The sequence below is a fragment of the Xanthomonas sp. LF02-5 genome (assembly GCF_034105325.1).
Classification (GTDB): domain Bacteria; phylum Pseudomonadota; class Gammaproteobacteria; order Xanthomonadales; family Xanthomonadaceae; genus Xanthomonas_A; species Xanthomonas_A sontii.
The window spans coordinates 143,340-161,165 of record NZ_JAXGGF010000003.1 but is presented as its reverse complement, the minus strand read 5'-3'; the positions used below and the strand labels follow the sequence as shown (position 1 = coordinate 161,165).

The 17,826-nt window shown below is 70.1% G+C and carries 13 protein-coding genes; 6 read left to right on the top strand and 7 right to left on the bottom strand.

Annotated features, from left to right (window positions below):
* Nucleotides 1-6 precede the first annotated feature (6 nt).
* The 4 genes from SLW52_RS09835 to SLW52_RS09820 all read left to right on the top strand — a co-directional run bounded on the left by SLW52_RS09835 (nucleotide 7) and on the right by SLW52_RS09820 (nucleotide 5,076).
* Nucleotides 7-1,035, top strand: a complete 1,029-nt coding sequence (locus tag SLW52_RS09835) for an SIS domain-containing protein (protein ID WP_295963212.1) — start codon at nucleotides 7-9, stop codon at nucleotides 1,033-1,035.
* Nucleotides 1,035-2,180, top strand: coding sequence for an N-acetylglucosamine-6-phosphate deacetylase (nagA, locus tag SLW52_RS09830; RefSeq protein WP_320740244.1), 1,146 nt, complete (start codon nucleotides 1,035-1,037; stop codon nucleotides 2,178-2,180). Before SLW52_RS09835 ends, nagA begins: the two co-directional genes overlap by 1 nt.
* Before the next feature lie 144 nt (nucleotides 2,181-2,324).
* Nucleotides 2,325-2,744: a hypothetical protein gene (locus tag SLW52_RS09825; protein WP_320740245.1), complete on the top strand. Its 420-nt coding sequence runs from the start codon at nucleotides 2,325-2,327 to the stop codon at nucleotides 2,742-2,744.
* A 382-nt stretch (nucleotides 2,745-3,126) separates the two neighbouring features.
* Complete coding sequence (locus tag SLW52_RS09820; protein ID WP_320744245.1) at nucleotides 3,127-5,076, top strand: hypothetical protein; 1,950 nt, start codon at nucleotides 3,127-3,129, stop codon at nucleotides 5,074-5,076.
* 442 nt (nucleotides 5,077-5,518) lie between these two features.
* Here the strand turns inward: SLW52_RS09820 and SLW52_RS09815 are convergent, their stop codons facing one another.
* The gene (locus SLW52_RS09815; protein WP_320740247.1) at nucleotides 5,519-6,763 is read right to left on the bottom strand and encodes a multifunctional CCA addition/repair protein; all 1,245 of its coding nucleotides are present in this window, start codon (nucleotides 6,761-6,763) and stop codon (nucleotides 5,519-5,521) included.
* A gap of 131 nt (nucleotides 6,764-6,894) precedes the next feature.
* Nucleotides 6,895-8,862 (bottom strand): transglycosylase SLT domain-containing protein, encoded by a 1,968-nt coding sequence (locus SLW52_RS09810; protein ID WP_320740248.1) that lies wholly within the window; start codon nucleotides 8,860-8,862, stop codon nucleotides 6,895-6,897.
* A gap of 583 nt (nucleotides 8,863-9,445) precedes the next feature.
* Here SLW52_RS09810 and SLW52_RS09805 point away from each other — a divergent pair.
* Complete coding sequence (locus tag SLW52_RS09805) at nucleotides 9,446-12,334, top strand: TonB-dependent receptor (RefSeq protein WP_017914885.1); 2,889 nt, start codon at nucleotides 9,446-9,448, stop codon at nucleotides 12,332-12,334.
* Between the two features lie 278 nt (nucleotides 12,335-12,612).
* On the opposite strand, the gene SLW52_RS09800 is transcribed toward SLW52_RS09805, so the two are convergent.
* The 4 genes from SLW52_RS09800 to SLW52_RS09785 all read right to left on the bottom strand — a co-directional run bounded on the left by SLW52_RS09800 (nucleotide 12,613) and on the right by SLW52_RS09785 (nucleotide 15,912).
* Complete coding sequence (locus tag SLW52_RS09800) at nucleotides 12,613-13,380, bottom strand: endonuclease/exonuclease/phosphatase family protein (RefSeq protein WP_320740249.1); 768 nt, start codon at nucleotides 13,378-13,380, stop codon at nucleotides 12,613-12,615.
* Nucleotides 13,381-13,405: 25 nt separating this feature from the next.
* A complete protein-coding gene (locus tag SLW52_RS09795; protein WP_320740250.1) occupies nucleotides 13,406-14,257 on the bottom strand; it encodes a thiol:disulfide interchange protein DsbA/DsbL in 852 nt (283 codons plus the stop codon).
* A 105-nt stretch (nucleotides 14,258-14,362) separates the two neighbouring features.
* Nucleotides 14,363-15,004, bottom strand: coding sequence for a thiol:disulfide interchange protein DsbA/DsbL (locus tag SLW52_RS09790; protein ID WP_017910536.1), 642 nt, complete (start codon nucleotides 15,002-15,004; stop codon nucleotides 14,363-14,365).
* A gap of 86 nt (nucleotides 15,005-15,090) precedes the next feature.
* On the bottom strand, nucleotides 15,091-15,912 hold the full coding sequence (locus tag SLW52_RS09785) for a c-type cytochrome (protein WP_026143360.1): 822 nt from the start codon (nucleotides 15,910-15,912) through the stop codon (nucleotides 15,091-15,093).
* Nucleotides 15,913-16,040: 128 nt separating this feature from the next.
* On the opposite strand from SLW52_RS09785, the gene yihA reads away from it, so the two are divergent.
* Complete coding sequence (gene yihA / locus SLW52_RS09780; RefSeq protein WP_320740251.1) at nucleotides 16,041-16,664, top strand: ribosome biogenesis GTP-binding protein YihA/YsxC; 624 nt, start codon at nucleotides 16,041-16,043, stop codon at nucleotides 16,662-16,664.
* 149 nt (nucleotides 16,665-16,813) lie between these two features.
* Here the strand turns inward: yihA and SLW52_RS09775 are convergent, their stop codons facing one another.
* A complete protein-coding gene (locus SLW52_RS09775) occupies nucleotides 16,814-17,806 on the bottom strand; it encodes an MBL fold metallo-hydrolase (protein WP_267084101.1) in 993 nt (330 codons plus the stop codon).
* Between the last annotated feature and the right edge of the window lie 20 nt (nucleotides 17,807-17,826).

Sequence of the window (17,826 nt, the reverse complement as noted above, 5' to 3'; positions counted from 1 at the left end):
CTGCCCATGGCGCTGCCCTCCGAAACCGAAACCCTGATGTTCCGCGAAGCCGCGGAAGCCGCCGCGGTCGTCGCCGCGCAGTTCGAACGCAACCACGCCACCGTGAGCGCGCTTGCCGCGTCGTTGCGCGCCGAGCCGCCGCCGTTCGTGGTGACCTGCGCGCGCGGCAGTTCCGACCACGCCGCCACCTACGCCAAGTACCTGTTCGAGACCCAGCTCGGCGTGGTCACCGCCTCGGCCTCGCCGTCGGTGGGCTCGGTGTACGAAGCGCCGCTGCAGTTGCGCGGGGCGCTGTACCTGGTGATCTCGCAGTCGGGCAAGAGCCCGGACCTGCTGCGCAACGCGCAGGCGGCCAAGGACGCCGGCGCGCGCGTGGTGGCCCTGGTCAACGTCGAGGATTCGCCGCTGGCGCAGCTGGCCGACACGGTGATTCCGCTCGGCGCCGGCCCGGAGAAGAGCGTGGCCGCGACCAAGAGCTACCTGGCCTCGCTGGCGGCGATCCTGCAGCTCGGCGCGCACTGGAAGAACGACCCGGCGCTGCTGGGCGCACTGCAGGAATTGCCGCAGGCGCTGCGTGCGGCCTGGCAGGCCGACTGGCGCTCGCTCACCGACGGCCTGGTCGAGGCGCACAACCTGTTCGTGCTCGACCGCGGCCTGGGCCTGGCGGCGGCGCAGGAAGCGGCGCTGAAGTTCAAGGAGACCTGCGGCCTGCACGCCGAGGCCTACAGCTCGGCGGAAGTGAAGCACGGGCCGATGGCCCTGGTCGGCCCGGGTTTCCCGGTGCTGGCGTTCGACCAGCCGGACGAAGCCGGCGAGGGCACCCGGCGCCTGGCCGAGGAGTTCCGCGGCCGCGGCGCGCAGGTGTGGCTGGCCAGCGCCGGCGGCGACCTGCCGCTGGTCGCCGCGCCGCACCCGGCGTGCGCGCCGCTGCTGGCGATCCAGAGCTTCTACCGTGCGATCAACGCCCTGGCGCTGCGCCGCGGCTACAACCCGGACCTGCCGCCGCATCTGAACAAAGTGACGGAGACCGTCTGATGACCACGGTGGCGCTGCGCAACGCGCGCGTGCTCGGCGAGGACGGGTTCCTCGACGGCGTCAGCGTGCTGCTGGAGGGCGGGCGCATCCTCGCCCTGCTCGACGACGCCGACCCGCGCGTGGCGGCAGCGCCTGTGCAGCACGACCTGGGCGGCGGCAGCCTGCTGCCGGGCTTCATCGACCTGCAGGTCAACGGCGGCGGCGGCGTGCTGTTCAACAACCGCACCGACGTCGAGGCGCTGCGCCGCATCGGCCAGGGCCATCGCCGCTACGGCACCACCGGCTACCTGCCGACGCTGATCAGCGACGACGTGGAGGTGATGCGTGCGGCGATCGCCGCCACCCGCCAGGCCATCGCCGAGGGGGTGCCGGGCGTGCTCGGCATCCACCTGGAGGGGCCGTACCTGGCGCCGGCGCGCAAGGGCACCCACAACGCCGACAAGTTCCGCGTGCCCGACGCCGACGAACTGGCCATGGCCACCTCGCTGGACAACGGCGTCACCCTGATCACCCTGGCACCGGAACGCGTGCCGGCGGCCAGCATCCGCACCCTGGCCGCGGCCGGTGCGCGCGTGTTCGCTGGCCACACCGCCGCCAGCTACGAAGAGACCCGTGCCGGGCTGGACGCCGGCATCTGCGGCTTCACCCATCTGTACAACGCCATGACCCCGTTGCAGGGACGCGATCCCGGCGTGGTCGGCGCCGCACTCGAAGACCGCAACGCCTGGTGCGGGGTGATCGTCGACGGTGTGCACGTGCATCCGGCCAGCCTGTGCGTGGCGCTGGCGGCCAAGCCGCGCGGCACCGTGTTCCTGGTCACCGACGCGATGCCGATGGTCGGCGCCGACAGCCCCGCGTTCGACCTGTACGGCGAAACCATCACCGCCATCGACGGCGTGGTGCGCAACGCCGCCGGTGCCCTGGCCGGCTCGGCGCTGGACATGGCCAGCGCGGTGCGCAACAGCGTGCAGTGGCTGGGCGTGCCGCTGGAAGAAGCCGCGCGCATGGCCTCGCTGTACCCGGCGCAGTGCGTGGGCCTGGACCACCGCTACGGCCACATCGCGCCCGGCTACCAGGCCGACCTGGTGCTGCTGGACGATGCGTTGCAGGTCCGTCATACCTGGATCGCGGGCGCGATGGAGTAAGCGGCTCCGGGCATCGCCTGGCGGTGCTCGCAGCGGACGTTGTGCCGCCGGCCGCGGTCTGGTTTGCTGTGGCCTGGCGTGCGCCGAGCCTATGCGCGGGCACAGGCGGGCGCCAGATCCGTCCAGCCTTACAAGGAACGTCCGGTGATCTACGAGGTTCAACCCTATGCCGCCGTGAGCGGATTCCGCTTCGGCTGCAGCCAGACCCAGATCGCCAAGACGCACGGCGCGCCGTTTACCACGGTGATCGACAACATCCAGAAGATCGTGACCGAGACACGCGGAGGTTGCGAACTGATTTATGAGCGCAAGGCGCTGTGCTACGTGACCCTCAACCGGCACGTGACCCCGATGGTCGAGGGAATCGACATCTATGCGTCGGACGCGTTGGCGCAGCTGATGGCGCACGATCCCGATCATGCGATCGGGCCGCGCTATGCGCTGTTTCGCCGCCTCGGCATCTGCGTCGGTGGCCTCGGCACCAAGCGCATCCCCGAGGGCAGGCTGGTCAGCGCCTTCGCCGAGGACAAGCGCGACTTCTTCGCGTTCGTCGCCGAGGACTGAGGCTCGCTCGCGCGACGCATGGAGAGTGTGTGGGCCTGCGTCTCCACCTCGGTCATTTGCCAGCGCGGTTGGCCTGAGAAGAAATGCCGGCTGCGCCATGGCGCGCTGCTGCGCCATTTCTGCTGGGCATGCCTGTTGAGCAAAAGATTAAAAGTCTTCTGTCTCTCTCCCCGCATGCGGTGTTGCCACCCGCATGCATTAGGATCGTGGGCGATCGCCACAGGGGGAGATCGTCATGCGCATCGTACGAGCGGTGCCGCGTTCTTGCGACAGCGGTGAAGGCTGGTTCGACGGAATGTCGCGTGCCGTCGTGGCTTGGCGCATGCAGTGGAATGGCGGCGGCGATACGCCGCGTCGTGCGACTGCGCGGCCGCAGATGTCCATGTCGAAGCTGCTCGGCGCTGGCAGCATGCGCGCCGGGGCCGTCTTGTTGCTATGGGCCACGGCCTGGCCGGGCTGGGCGGCGACATCACCGGCAGCGTGCCGGCGGCCGGCGTTGCCGGTGGCCTGCGCTGGCCCGACTGCGGTCGGGCGCTTCATCGCCCGCAACGCCGGCCCCTGGCAGCCCTATGCGTTCGCCGCGTCGCTCGATGTGCCCGCCGGGGAGACCCTGGCCATCGCGATTTGCGGACAGGCCAACCAGGCCGTGCAGGATGCGCAGTGGCAAGCGCGGCCATCGTTGCTGCCGACACTGGTGCACCGCGTCGGGGCGAACGCCACGCTGGCGATCCTGGTGCAGGACAGCGCCAACGTCGCGCTGGCCGGGCGGCTGACCCTGGGCGAGGACACGCTCGCCGCCGACGGCACCTTGAGTGCGCCAGTGGGGCCGGTGCAGGCAGCCTTGATCGGCACGCTGGTCGACGGTCCCATCGCCGACGGCGCGCGCATCGATCTGCGCCTGCGCGGCTCGGCGAACGTCAGCCTGCAGACCGCGCAGAGCCAGCTGCACCTGGGTGGCGGCAGCCTGAGCGAGCGGTTGATCGCGCCGCGCGATGCAGTGGTGGCGGCCGCCGATGGCGCCTGTATCGAGGTCGCCGTGGAGCGCAGCGATCGGGTCCTTGGTGGCCATGGCACGCTGACGGTCGGCGGCGGACGCCTGCAGGGCGTGTTGATCGCGCACCCGCTGCGTGGCAGCCGCGTCGCGGTGCAGGCGCAGGACGTGGCCAATGTAGCGGCGGACGAGGTCCGCCTGTTCGCCGGCCAGTTGCTGGACGAGGCGCTGCAAGCCGGGCCATGGCTGGGCGGCCAGATCGCAATCGCGCTCGCCAATGCCGGCAATGTCGCTGTGCACGCGCTGGACATCCAGGATGCGGTGCTGGTCGACGAACTGGTCGACGCCGGGCTGGTGCAGGACGCGGCGATCGACCTGCGCCTGGCCGATACCGGCAACGCCAGTGCCGAGGGCGCACTGCGCATCCGCGATGGCGGGCTGATCGACGAGCCGCTGGACGCCGCCGAGTTGCGCGCCTCCGACGTGACGGTGACGCTGCTGCGCAGCGGCAACGCCGTGGCGGCCGATGCGCGGATCGCGGACGGGGAGTTGATCGACGAAGCCATCGACATCGGTGCGGTGCAGGATGCGGCCTTGGCGGTGCGCTTCGAGGACTCAGGCAATCTGCATGCGCTGGCTGCACGGATCGAGGAGGGCGAGCTGATCGACGAGGCGATCGATGCCGCCTCCTTCGACGGCGGCACGCTCGACGTCGCGTTCGCGGACAGCGGCAACGTCACCGGCGATGCCTTGACCATTGCCCATGGCGAACTGATCGATGAGGCATTCGACCTGCAGGGCACGCTCGCGCGTGCGCACCTGCGCCTGGACATGACCCATGCCGGCAATGCCCGGGTCGAGGCGCTGGACATCGTCGAGGGCGAACTCGTCGACGAACTGCTGGACCTGGACGATGCGCACGATGCCAGCGCCGAACTGCACGTGCGGCGCAGCGCGAACACCGGCGGCGCGCTGACGGCGTCCGCCCAGCGCGTATCGATCGTGCATGGCGAGTTGATGGATGAGGTGATCGACGCGGCAGGCACGCTGGACGGATTCGCCGGCGTCGTCGAGCTTGGCGACACCGCCAATGCGCGCGCTGCGCAGATCACGTTGCAGGGCGCGCAGTTGCTCGATGGCGTCCTGGATGCGGCAGTGCTGCGCGTCAGCGAGCTCGGCGTGCAACTGGCCGACGTGGCCAACGCGCGTTACCGGGACGCCCTGCAGATGCAGGACAACAGCACGCTGCTGGGGACGCTGGCCGACGTGGACAGCCGCGATGTCGCCTCGCAGATCGCCACGGTGGTGGTCGGCAGCGGGGAGGCGATCCAGGTGCCATAGCGGTTGTCCGGCGAGCAGTGTGGCGGGCGGTGGCATCGCCGCAATCGCCGCCAGGCAATTCGGGCAACTTGCCGCTCGTTCGGGGTGCGGTGTTAGGTGCGACGGCGTTCTTGCCACGCATCAAGCGGGAACGTTGTTGCCCCCGTAAGAGCGGCTTCAGCCGCGATGGGCGTTCCCGGTAACGCGTTCGCGGCTGAAGCCGCTCCTACACGTGGGCCTTGGGGCACTAACTGCAGAGACCGTGACCAAAGCGCCTGAAAACATCGAGACGAACAGATCGCAGTGGATGGGTTCCAGGTTTTTAGAGGTGCCCTCTAATCGCTGCTGGATATTCGCTTCAGCTGCAATGGACCATCCCAGGAGAGCCGGTCATGGCTGATACCCAAGAAGCGGACAAGTGCCGCTTGCACCACGCATCCATGCATGCGCGGCGTGGCCGCGCTCAAGAGGCGTTGGCTTGCGACTCCCGCCGCGCCGCGGCGATCGCCGCGATCCGCGCCTTGGCCAGCGCCTCGCCGATCTGCGGGCCGCTCAGGCCCTGCGCCGCCAGGTCGCGCGCGTTCACCGCCAGCGCCGCCGCATGCAGATGCTGCAGCGTGCGGCCCTGCGGGTAATCGGCGTCCTCGCTGCCGAGACGGCCGCGCTTGTCGGCCTCGCACACCGTGGCCAACTGCGCGACGCGCTCGGGCTTGCGAAAGCCGTCGCAGCGCTGCAGCAGTTCGTGCACGGTGCGGTCGCGCAATTCGGTCAGGCGATGCACGTTCAGATGCTCGCGGCAGGCGATCTCGGCCAGTTGCCGGTGCTCCTGCGGCACCTTCAGACGTTCGCTCAGCGCGCGCAGCGGCGCCATGCCGCGTTGCTCGTGCATCAGGTGGCGCGGCCACTCCTCCGGCGGTGTCAGCGCCTTGCCCAGGTCGTGGGTCAGCGCGGCGAAGCCGATCAGTGCGTCGCCCGGTGCCAGCCGCGCGGCCATGTCGCTGACCAGTTCCTGGTGGCGCCCGGTATCGATCTCGGGGTGGTACTCGGCGCGTTGCGGCACCCCGTACAGCGCGTCCAGCTCCGGCAGTACCCAGCGCAGCGCGTCGGCCTCGCGCAGCGTGCGCAGGAACGCCGAGGGCTGCGCCGAGGCCAGGCTGCGCCGCAGTTCCTGCCAGACACGTTCGGGCACCAGCGTTTCCAGTTCGCCGCCGGCGGCCATCGTGCGCATCAGGTCCATGGTCTCGGGCGCGACGACGAACCCCAGCGGCGCCAGCCGCGCCATGAACCGCGCCGCGCGCAGCACCCGCAGCGGATCCTCGGCGAAGGCCGGGCCGACATGGCGCAGCACCCGTTGCTCGAGATCGCGCGCGCCGCCATACGGATCGACCAGACGCCCATCGGCCTCGTCGCGGGCGATGGCGTTGATGGTGAAGTCGCGCCGCTGCAGATCCTCTTCCAGCGTCACCGACGGGTCGGCCTGCACCTCGAAGCCGTGGTAGCCGCGCCCGGCCTTGCGCTCGGTGCGCGCCAGCGCGTACTCCTCGCCGCTGCGCGGATGCAGGAACACCGGGAAATCGCGGCCCACCTGCTTGTAGCCCAGCTCCAGCATCTGCTGCGCGCTGGCGCCGACCACCACCCAGTCGCGGTCGCCGGGCGGTTGACCGAGCAAGGCGTCGCGGACGGCGCCGCCGACGAGGTAGATGTTCATTGGGGGCTGGGAATGGGGAATCGGGAACCGGGAATGGTAAAAGCAGATTCCCTTCGCCTGATGTCGCGCTGGCGTGTTGACCCAATGTTCGGCGCGGTTGCGCGCGGTGCGCCGTTGCGATTCCCCATTCCCTATTCCCGATTCCCGGCCGCCGCATCGGCGGCCGTACACACAAACTTCTTCCGCGGCGCGTCCAGCTTGCCGAGCATGCGTTCGGTGACCGGCAGGGCGTCGCCGTTGAGGCGCCAGTCGTAGATCACGCTGAAGGCCAGGATGCGCGCCACGTACTCGCGGGTTTCCTTGTAGCTGACCGTCTCGATCCAGAAATCGGCATCGTGGCCCGGGCGCTGGCTCTGCCAGCGCGCGGCCGGGCCGGGGCCGGCGTTGTAGGCGGCGATGGTCAGGTAGGGCAGGCCGTAGGTGTTGAGCAACTGGCGCAGGTAGGCGGTGCCGATGGCGATGTTGGTGTCCGGGTCGTACAGGCTGGCGGCGCCGCCGTAGCCGGCCAGGCCGAGGTTGCGGGCAACGCTGGCGCCGGTGGCCGGCACCACCTGCATCAGGCCCATCGCATTGGCCGGCGAGCGGGCGTTGGGGTTGAACACGCTCTCGGCGCGGATTTCGGCGGCGACCCAGGCCGGGTCGATCGCGTTCCTGCCGGCTTCGCGGCGGATGGTCTCGGCGTGGTGCAACGGGAAGCGCAGCGTGTACAGGCGCTGTTCCTCCGGGCGCTTGCCGAGCCCGAACACCGCGCGGTCGAACCAACCGTTGTTGCTGGCCACTTCCACCGCCAGGCGCCGCTGGGTGTCGTCGAAACGGCTCAGCGCATCGTTCCACTCGGCCACGGCCCAGCCGGTGCGGTCGATCTTGAACAGCTCGAGCGCGCGGACCAGCGACGGATCGCGTGCCACCGCCGCCTGCGCCTGCGCGCTGTCGTTCGGTTCCCACGGGCACAACGCGTACGGCTGCTTGAGCCGGTCGGCGGCCAGGAAGCCATGGAAGGTGGCGGAGCTGGCCGCCGCGCGGTACAGCCGCTGCGCCTCGCTGGCATTGCCGGTCTTCTCCGCCAGCCGCGCCTCGAAGTACTGCCAGCGCGAATCGTTGCGCTGCGCCGGCGGCATCTTGCGGATCGCGGCCAGGGCCGCCGGCCAGTCGCCGCGCGCCATCGCCTCGCGCGCGCGCCACTCGTGCAGGCGTTCGTCATACGCGGACTCGGGCACCGCGTTGAGCCGGCGCGCCGAATCCGGCCCGTACGAGGCCACCGTCCACAGCGCGATCTGGTACAGCACCGTGCCGCGCTGCGCCTCGCTGAACTGCAGCGCCTGGGCGAACTGCGGCAGTTGCCGCTCGGCGGCGTCCGGATCGGTCTTGGCCAGCTTCGCCAGCCCGTCCACCACCACCTTGCGGCTGCGCTCGGTCTTGGGCCAGGTCAGCGCACGCGTGTGCACCGCGTCCAGGAACGCCGCGTAGTCGTTGGCCAGGGCCAGGTCGGCCGCGGGCAGGCCGCGTGCAGCGGCGCGCATCACCGCCGGCTGCTGTGCGTCCGCCGCCGCCTCCACGCGCGCCCAGCGCAGCGCATCGGTCATGCCGCCGCGCGCCTGCAGCACCGCGAATACCGGATCGCAGGCGTCGGGCAGCGACTTGCCGGCGTTGCGCCACAGCGCCTGCGCTTCGTCCACCCACTGCGCGTCGGCGCGGCCGGTGGCCTGGCGCGCATTGAGCTGGGCGCAGCGCAGGCCGAGGTTCTCGGTGGGTTTCCAGTTCGCCAGCAGCGCCGGCCAGTCCTCGCGCCGCGCCAGCGCCGGCAGCCACAGCGCACGGAAGCTCTCGGCCACCGGCTGCCCGGCGTAGCGCTTGAGGAAGTCCTGCGCCTGCGCATCGGACACCTTGTCGATGTTGCGGCGCAGGTTGGCGTACTCCAGCCAGCCGTACAGCGGATGCTGCTTGAACGCGGCCGCGCGGACCGGATCGAACCGGCCCTGCTCGGCATCGTCGATCGCCGAGCGGATCGCCGGGCGCTGGGCATCCAGGGACTGAGCGAGTGCGGAAACGGGGCCGCACAACGCGGCGGCGAACAGCAGGAGAGACGTGCGCAGGATCATGCGCGGGACTATACCGAACGCGGATGAATCGCCGTTTCAACTGGCGATGGCGGCGCTGTCGTCTCACCGAGCTGCCCGGCAGCGTTCGCAAATCGGCATCGCGCGTAGGGCCGTCATCCGGTGTCAGGCATGGGCGGATGAGGGTGCGGGTGCGGCTTCGTACGCCTGAAATCCGCGAGTCGCTTCGCGCCGAATCCTCACCCCAACCCCTCTCCCGGCGGGAGAGGGGCTTTGGCTTTTCCCTTCTCCCATTGGGACCATGGCCCCCTTTTCGGGGGAAGGTGCCCCGTAGGGGCGGATGAGGGTGCGGGCGAAGCCTCTGATCGCCAGATCGCGCGGGCGCTTCGCGCTCCGTACCCTCACCCCAACCCCTCTCCCGAGGGGAGAGGGGCTTAGGTCTCGCGCTGCTTGACGATGTCTTGCGCATCCGGTGTCTACCAGATCGACCAGTCGTCGCGATGGCCCGCGCTTTGCCTGCCGGACGCTTGCACGGCGTTTACGATTTGTTTACAAAGAATTCCATGCCGTCGCGGTGCAGGGGGTCGCAGCGGCCGACCCACATCCTTTCTGGAGAGAGAGACGGATGAATTTCCTGCACCGCCATCCTTTGGTCTTCGCGGTATCCATGGTCCTGCTCGGCGGCGTCCCCGCCATCGCCGGCGCCCAGCAACAGACGCCCCCGGCCGCCCCCGGCACGGCCACCACGCTGGACAGCGTGCAGGTCACCGGCACCCGCATCCGCCGTGCCGAAGTCGAGGGCCAGGTGCCGGTGCAGACCCTGAGCCGCGCCGACATCGAACGCACCGGCCTGACCTCCATCGGCGATGTGCTGCAGGAACTCACCGCCTCCGGTTCGGCCTTGAACGCCAAGTTCAATTCCTCCGGCAATTTCGGCTTCCCGCCGGACGGCAGCGGCGTCGGTGCCGGTTCGGCGCAGGTGGATCTGCGCCACCTCGGCGCCAAGCGCGTGCTGGTGCTGGTCGACGGCATGCGCTGGGTCAACGAGTCCTCGGCCTCGGGCGTGGGCGCGGCCACCGACCTCAACACCATCCCGCTGGCCATCGTCGAGCGCGTCGAGGTGCTGGAAGACGGCGCCTCCTCGCTGTACGGCTCCGATGCCATCGCCGGCGTGGTCAACATCATCACCCGGCGCAATTTCGAAGGCGGGCAGGTCACCCTGAATTACGGCGAGTACGACAAGGGCGACGGCGCCAGCAAGGGCGTGGACCTGGCCTGGGGCCACAGCACCGAGCGCACCAGCTTGTTCCTCGGCGCCAGCTACACCAAGCAGGATCCGATCTACGCGCGCGACCGTGCGCAGTCGCTGTATCCGATTCCCGGCACCGGCCTGAGCTTCGGCAGTTCGGCCACCCCGGACGGGCGTTTCATCTTCGTCGACCCCAACACCGGCGCCGAGCAGAACCTGACCCCGAACAGCGGTGCGCGCACGCCGCGTTACGACGGCACCGGCGGCTGCACCCGCAGCGACGACTACCACTGCTTCACCACCGCCGACCGCTACAACTTCGCCGCGTCCAACCTGCTGCTGACCCCGTCCGAGCGCAAGGGCGTGTTCGGCCAGTTCCGCTTCTTCTTCAACGACGACGTGCAGTGGTACCTGAAACTGCTCGGCAACCGCCGCGAGTCGACCAACCAGGCCGCGCCGGAACCGATCTTTCTCGGCCCCGACGCCGGCACCGGCAATCCGCTGGCCGACAACATCGTCATCTCCGCCGCCAACCCGTACAACCCGTTCGGCTTCGCGCTGGATTCGGGCAGCAACCTGATCATGATCGGGCGCCGCCCGGTGGAAGGCGGTGCGCGCGTGTTCGAGCAGCGCGTGGACACCCAGTACGTCGGCACCGGCTTCATCGGCAGCTTCGAGGGCGCCGACCGCACCTGGTTCTGGGACGTCAACGGCGCCTACAGCAAGAACAAGGCCGAGCAGACCAACTACGGCAGCTACAACATCTACAACATCAACCTGGCGCTGGGCGATCCGGCGGCGTGCGCGGCGGTGGCCGGCTGCGTGCCGCTGAACATCTTCGGCGGCGCCGGCAGCATCACCCCGGACATGCTGCGCTGGATCCAGCCGGTGGTGCACGACCGCAGTCAGAACGAATTGACCCAGTTCACCGCCAACCTCAGCAGCGACCTGTTCCGGCTGCCGGCCGGCGCGGTGTCCTTCGCCACCGGCGTGGAATACCGCAAGTACGAGGGCTTCTACCGCCCCGATCCGCTGACCGTGATCGGCCACTACAACGGCGTGCCGTCGCTGCCGACGCAGGGCAGCTACGACGTCAAGGAGGCCTACCTCGAACTGAGCGTGCCGATCTTCGCCGACTCGCCGCTGGGCGACAAACTGGACCTCAGCCTGGCCGGCCGTTATTCCGACTACTCCACCTTCGGCGGCAAGTTCACCCCGAAGTACGGCCTGCGCTGGCAGGTGGCGCCGGACTTCGTGCTGCGCGCCAGCTATGCCGAAGGCTTCCGCGCGCCCAGCATCGGCGAACTGTACGGCTCGGCCGCGCGCGCCGACCTGACCCTGTCCGACCCGTGCTCGATCGGCCTGGGCGGCACCGCGCCGCGCGGCAGCGCCAGCAACTGCGCCACGCTCGGCGTGCCGGCCGGCTACCAGCAGGCCAACTCGCAGATCTCGGTGACCACCGGCGGCAACCGCGCGCTGGAGCCGGAGAAGGCGCGCAGCTTCAGCGCCGGCTTCGTGTGGAGCCCGTGGTTCGCCAGCAACGTGCCGTGGTCGGACCGCTTCGACGTGGAGGTGACCTTCTACCGCCACGACATCGACGGCGCGATCCAGGCGATCAACGCGCAGACCCAGCTCGACCTGTGCGTGGACACGCTGTCGCCGACCTACTGCAACGGCATCACCCGCGCCTCCACCGGCGGCATCAACGGCTTCAACAACCGCCTGACCAACCTCGGCTCGATCAAGACCGACGGCTGGGACGTGGACCTGTTCTGGAACTCGCCGGAGACCGCCGCCGGCCGCTTCAAGATCGGCTGGCAGAACACCTTCGTCACCCGTTACGTCGCCACCGGCGCGGCCGGCCAGGTGCAGCCGCAGCGCCCGGGCGTGGAAGTGGTGGACAGCTCGATTCCCGAGTGGACCAGCAACCTGAGCCTGGACTGGTCGCGCGGCCGCTGGAATGCGTCGTGGACGCTGCGGCACATCTCCGAGCTGACCGAACAGTGCGGCGATGCGGTCGCGTTCCCGGTGTGCAGCAACCCGGTGGCCGGCACCAACACGCTGGACGCGATCACCTACCACGACCTGCAGGTGGGCTACCGCTTCGACTGGCTCAAGGGCCTGACCCTCAGCGGCGGCGTCAACAACGTCTTCGACAAGGACCCGCCGATCTGCCTGTCGTGCTCGCTCAACGGCTACGACGCCTCCACCTATGGCATCCCCGGTGGGCGCTACCTGTACGTGCGGGCGGATCTGAAGTTCTAGTCGCGACCTGTGCGTGAAAGACCTAGCGGGAGCGCGCGCGTGCTCTCGCAGGGTGTTGCCGATGCGGTGGGTAGAGAACAAGCCTTGATGCGGCTTGACTGCGGTGGCAGCAGGTTCGAGGTGCCTTTCTCGCGACGCACTTTCGCAAATGCGTCGCGGCTGAAGCCGTTTGCGTCTCGCTCGTGAAGTCGCTGAGCGCAGGGTCTGCCGAGCACGTCTGGCGCGTCGCGTCGGGGCTGAAGCCCCTCCCACATGAGATGCCGGTGTGGCGCTTTGTCTCAGCGCAGCAAGTGCTGCGGCACTTCGATCTCGGTCGCCACCGCCAGGTGGTCGGAGAAGGCGGCGGGCACCGCGCGCTGTTCGTTGCAGCGCAGGCCGTCGCTGACCAGGATGTGGTCGATGGCGCGCTGCGGGCGCCAGCTGGGGAAGGTCGGCACCACGCAGCCCGGCGGTTGCAGCCGCGTGCGCTGGTACAGGAACTGCATTTCCGGGCGGTCGGCGACGCAGTTGAAGTCGCCCATCAACACCACGTTGGGATGATCGGACAGCAACTCGGCGATGAAGGCCAACTGCGCCGCGCGCGAGTTGGTGCCCAGCGACAGATGCGCCACCGCCACCGCCAGGCCTTCGGCGCCGTTGCCGAACTTGGCCAGCAGCACGCCGCGCCCGCCAAGCCGGCCGGGCAGGGCGTGGTCCTGCACTTCCACCGGCTCCAGCCGGCTGAGCAGGCCGTTGGCGCTGGAGGCCACGCCGCCCACGCGTCGGTTCGGCTGGTGGCTCCAGTAGTTGAAGCCGGCGCGCTCGGCCAGGTAGTGGGTCTGGTTGGTGAAGCCCGAGCGCAGGCTGCCGGGGTCGGCCTCCTGCAGGCCGACGATGTCGTGGTCGCTGGCCAACTGCGCGATCGCGTCCAGGCTGCTGCGCTTGCGCCCGGCCGGCAGCGCGTGCGACCAGCTGCGGGTCACGTAGTCGCTGTAGCGGCGCGTGCTGGAACCGGCCTGGATGTTGGCGGTCAGCACGCGCAGGGTGCGGGTGGCGGGAGCGGTCACGGCGGTGCGGCCCGGGGCGGACGGCTTACTTGGCCATCGCCGCGCGCTCGCGCGCGATCAGGTGATCGGCCACGCGTAGCATGTCGTCGTAGCTCTTGCCCTTGACCAGGTACTTGCCGTTGATGATCAGCGACGGCGTGCCGGTGATGCCGCTACGGGTGGCGAACTGCTTGGCGCGGTTGGTCTTGGTGGCCACCGCGAAGCTGCCCATGGTGTCGGCGAACTGCTTCGGGTCCACGCCGTACTTGGCGTAGAAGTTGGCGATGTCCTGCACCGAGTCGCGGCCACGCTCGCCCTTCAGGGTCTCGTCGACGTGGATCGCCTTGTACAGCGCATCGTGGGTCTTCTCCTGCACGCCCAGCGCCTCGGCGGCGTAGAACGCGCGGGCGTAGTCGTCCCAGGTACCGCCGAACATCGCCGGCACATAGACGAAGCGCACGTCCGACGGCAGGCCGGCCTTCCACGGGCCGATCAGCGGCTGGAAGCGCGCGCAGGCCGGGCAGACGTAGCCGAAGATCTCGGCCACCTCGATCTTGCCGTTGGTCGGCTGGAACGGCTGGCCGCCGGCGATGTCGACGTAGTCGGTGCCGGCGACCGGCTCCGGACCGTTCGGGGTCCTGGCGGCGACCGGCTTGGCCGCGGCGTTGTCGCCTTCCGTGGCGGCAGGCTGTGCAGCGGCATCGGCGGTGGTGGTCGCGGGCGCGGCCGGCGTCTCGGCGGGCGCAGCGGCGGCATCGTTGCCGGCGGCGGGCGCGGCAGCCGGGGCGGCAGCGGTGCCGGAGGCAGGGGCGACGGCGTCGGCAGTGCCGTCCTGGGCCTTGCATGCCACCAGGATCGGCAGCAGGGCCATCAGGGTCAGGGCGAAGCGGGTCTTCATCGGCGACATCTCCAGCAGGATGGGGGACAAATGCCGGACGCGCCGCAAGCGCGGTCCGGCCACCCCGTCATGATGCCATGGCGCGGATGAAGCGCCGTACGCCGATTACTTGCCTGCGCGCTCGCGGGCGATCAACGCGTCGGCGATGCGCAGCATGTCCTCGAAGTTCTTGCCCTTGACCAGGTACTTGCCGTTGACGATCAGCGCCGGGGTGCCGGAGATGTCGGCGCGCACGGCGAAATCGCGCGCGGCCTTCACCTGCGCGGCGACCTGCGGGCTCTGGTAGGCGGCGATGAAGGCCTGCGGCTTGACCCCGAAGCCGGCGTAGAACGTGGCCAGTTCCTCCGGCGCCACGTTCTGCACCGGCACGCTGCGCTTGTCGTGGATGGCCTCGAACATGGCGCGGTGGCTGCGGCTCTGCACGCCCAACTGCTGCGCGGCATAGAAGGCGCTGGCGAAGTTGTCCCAGTAGCCTCCGAACGCCGCCGGCACCAGGGTCAGGCGCACGTCCTTGGCCTGCTTGCCCGCCCATTCCTCCAGCAGCGGCTCGAAGTGCGCGCAATGCGGGCAGGTATAGCCGAACACTTCCACCACCTCGATCTTGCCGGCCAGCGGCGCGAACGGCTTGGGATTGGCGATCAGCGTGTAGTCCTCCCCTTCCACCGCGGTGGCGGACTTGGGTTGCGCGCAGGCGCTCAACGGCAGCAGGGCGAGCAGGCACAACAGCAGGCGGGGCAGACGGTTCATGCGATCTCCAATGGCAAAAAACGAACGCCGGTCGTCGGGACCGGCGCGAAGGGGAAACGGGCCGGCGCCGCCGCGGCGGCGCGCGGTCAGGATTGTTGCGCGGGCGCCGGCTGCTGTGGCGTCGCCGCGGCCGGTGCCGCCTGCGCGGCGGCCGCGTCGTCGGCGCGGTCGTGCAGGCCCTGCAGGTAGCTGCCCAGCGCCTTGATCTCCTGGTCGGTCAGCGGCTTGGCCACCTGCGCCATGATCTTGAACATCGTCGGATCGCGCTCCTGGGTGGTGCCGGCCTGGTATTCCTGCAGGCGCCGCGCCACGTAATCGGCGTGCTGGCCACCCAGATGCGGATAGGCCGGACCCGGATTGCCGGCGCCGGCCGGGCCGTGGCAGGCCATGCACGCGGGAATGCCGCGGGTCGCGTCGCCGCCGCGATACAGCTGCTGGCCGACCTCGTAGAACTTCATGCCCGCGTAGGGACCGTCGGCGATCACCGCGTCGTCGGCGATGCCGGCGCCGGCCTTCTGTGTGGCGAAGTAGGCGCCGATGTCGCGCATGTCCTGCGCGCTCAGCGGCTGCACGAACGGCACCATCGCCGCGACCGCGCCGCTGGTGCGCTCGCCGTGGGCGATCAGCGCCATCTGCCGCGCGCTGTAGCGCTCCACCTGGCCGGCGATGCGCGGATACATGGCGATCGCGGGGTTGCCGTCCGCGCCGTGGCAGGCGGCGCAGGCCGCGGCCTTGGCCTGGCCGGCCTTGGGGTCGCCCCAGGCGGCCTTGCCGATGTCGCCCTCCAGCGGCGTGGTGCGCACCGGCGCGTGGTCGGGAATGGGAACCACCGAGGTCTGCGCGAACGCGACCGCGGCGGCGACGGAAACCGCTAGACCGGCAAAGGCAAGAACGCGAGCGTGGCGCATTGCTGAAGCTCCGTATGACCCGACCCCGCGGCTGCCGGACGGCGACCGCACTCGCGCGATTATCGGCATGCCGCGGCCCGGCGGTCAACGAAGCCCGCCCGGGGTCTTGGACGTGCGATCCTAGGGGGATGTCGCTGATCCTCGAACGTGCCCAATATCTGTTGTCCGCCCACAATGCCCGCCAGTTGCCGGACGACGGCGGCTGGGAAGTGGCGTTCGCCGGCCGCTCCAATGCCGGCAAGTCCAGCGCGCTGAACGCGCTGACCCGGCAGAACGCCCTGGCCCGCGTGTCCAAGACGCCCGGCCGCACCCAGCAGCTGGTGTTCTTCCAGGTCCAGCCCGAACGCTACCTGGTGGACCTGCCCGGCTACGGCTACGCCAAGGTGCCGCAGGAACTGCAGGCGCACTGGCAGAAGTTCATCGACACCTATTTCCGCACGCGCGAGGCCCTGCGCGGGCTGGTGGTGGTGATGGACATCCGTCATCCGCTGAAGGACTACGACCGGCAGATGCTGGGCTACGCCGCCCAGCGCGGGCTGCCCGCGCACGCGCTGCTGACCAAGGCCGACAAGCTCGGCCGCGGCCAGCAGGGGCAGGTGCTGCAGCAGGTACGCAAGGAGCTGACCAGCGCGTTCGGCGACACCGTCAGCGTGCAGGCCTTCTCCGGCGAGACCCGCCAGGGCGTGGACAAGTTGCGTGGCATCGTCGGTGGCTGGCTGGGGTTGGACACGGAGCCGACTGCCGCTGAGTGAGCGCGGCGGCGCTGGCGCCCAAGCTCCGCGAGACGCTTCGCGCCGGACCCTCACCCCAACCCCTCTCCCGGGGGGGAGAGGGGCTAGCCGCTGTTCCTTCTCCGATTGGGAGAAGGTGCCCCGCAGTGCCGGATGAGGGTACGGGCCAATCAAGGCGCCGCCGGCAACGGCGAGAACTCGGTCGGCACCCAGGCGAAGGCCTCGCCCTCGCGGCGCACGTGGCCCAGTCCCGGGAACGGCAGGTGCGCGCCGGCCACCCACCAGCCGTGGTCCGCGGCCTGCGCCAGCATGTGCTTGCGCGCGGCGATCGCCGCGGCGCGGTCGCTGTCGGCCTCGAACGACGCCTGCGGCTGCGCGAACTGCACCGCGTGGTAGTGCACCAGATCGCCCCACACCAGCAGTTGCTGCCCCGCACCACCGTCGAAGCGGTACGACACGTGCCCGGGCGTGTGTCCGTGGGTATCCAGCGCCACCGCGCCGCCGGGCAGCGCGTCGCCGGGACGGAAGCGCCGCAGCCGCTGCGCGGACTGGTAGGGCGCCACCGCCGCCCGCGCCAGCGGGAAGGCGAAGCGCAGTGCCTGCGGCGCCCCGGCCTCGCTGGCCGGGTCCAGCCAGTACGCCGCGTCGGCGGCGCTCAGCCACACCGTCGCCTTGGGATAGGCGGGCTGGCCCTGTGCGTCCAGCAGGCCGCACAGGTGATCGGGATGGGCGTGGGTCAGCAGCACGTCGTCGACCTGCTCTGGCGCATAGCCGGCCGCGCGCAGGTTGGCCAGCACCTGGCCGAGGCCAGGGCCGAAACAGGTCGCGGTGCCGGTATCGACCAGGGTGAGGTGCGTGCCGTCCTGGATCAGATAAGCGTTGACCGCGGTCTGCAGGCCCTTGTCGTTCTCCGGCACATAGCGGTGGTCGAGCAGGCGTGCGATCGCCTCCGGCGGAATGTTCGCCAGTTCCGCGCGCGACAGCGCCACGGTGCCGTCGAACAGGGCGGTGACGCGCAAGCGGCCGATCGCCTGGCGATAGACGCCGGGCACCTGCGTCTGGGCGCTGGCCGGCGCGGCGGCGTGGGCGGGTGATGGCAGCGTCAGCGCCGCGCTGGCGCTCAGGGCCAGCGCGCACAACGCGCGCAACGGGAACACGGACATGGGATTTCCTGGCAGAGCGG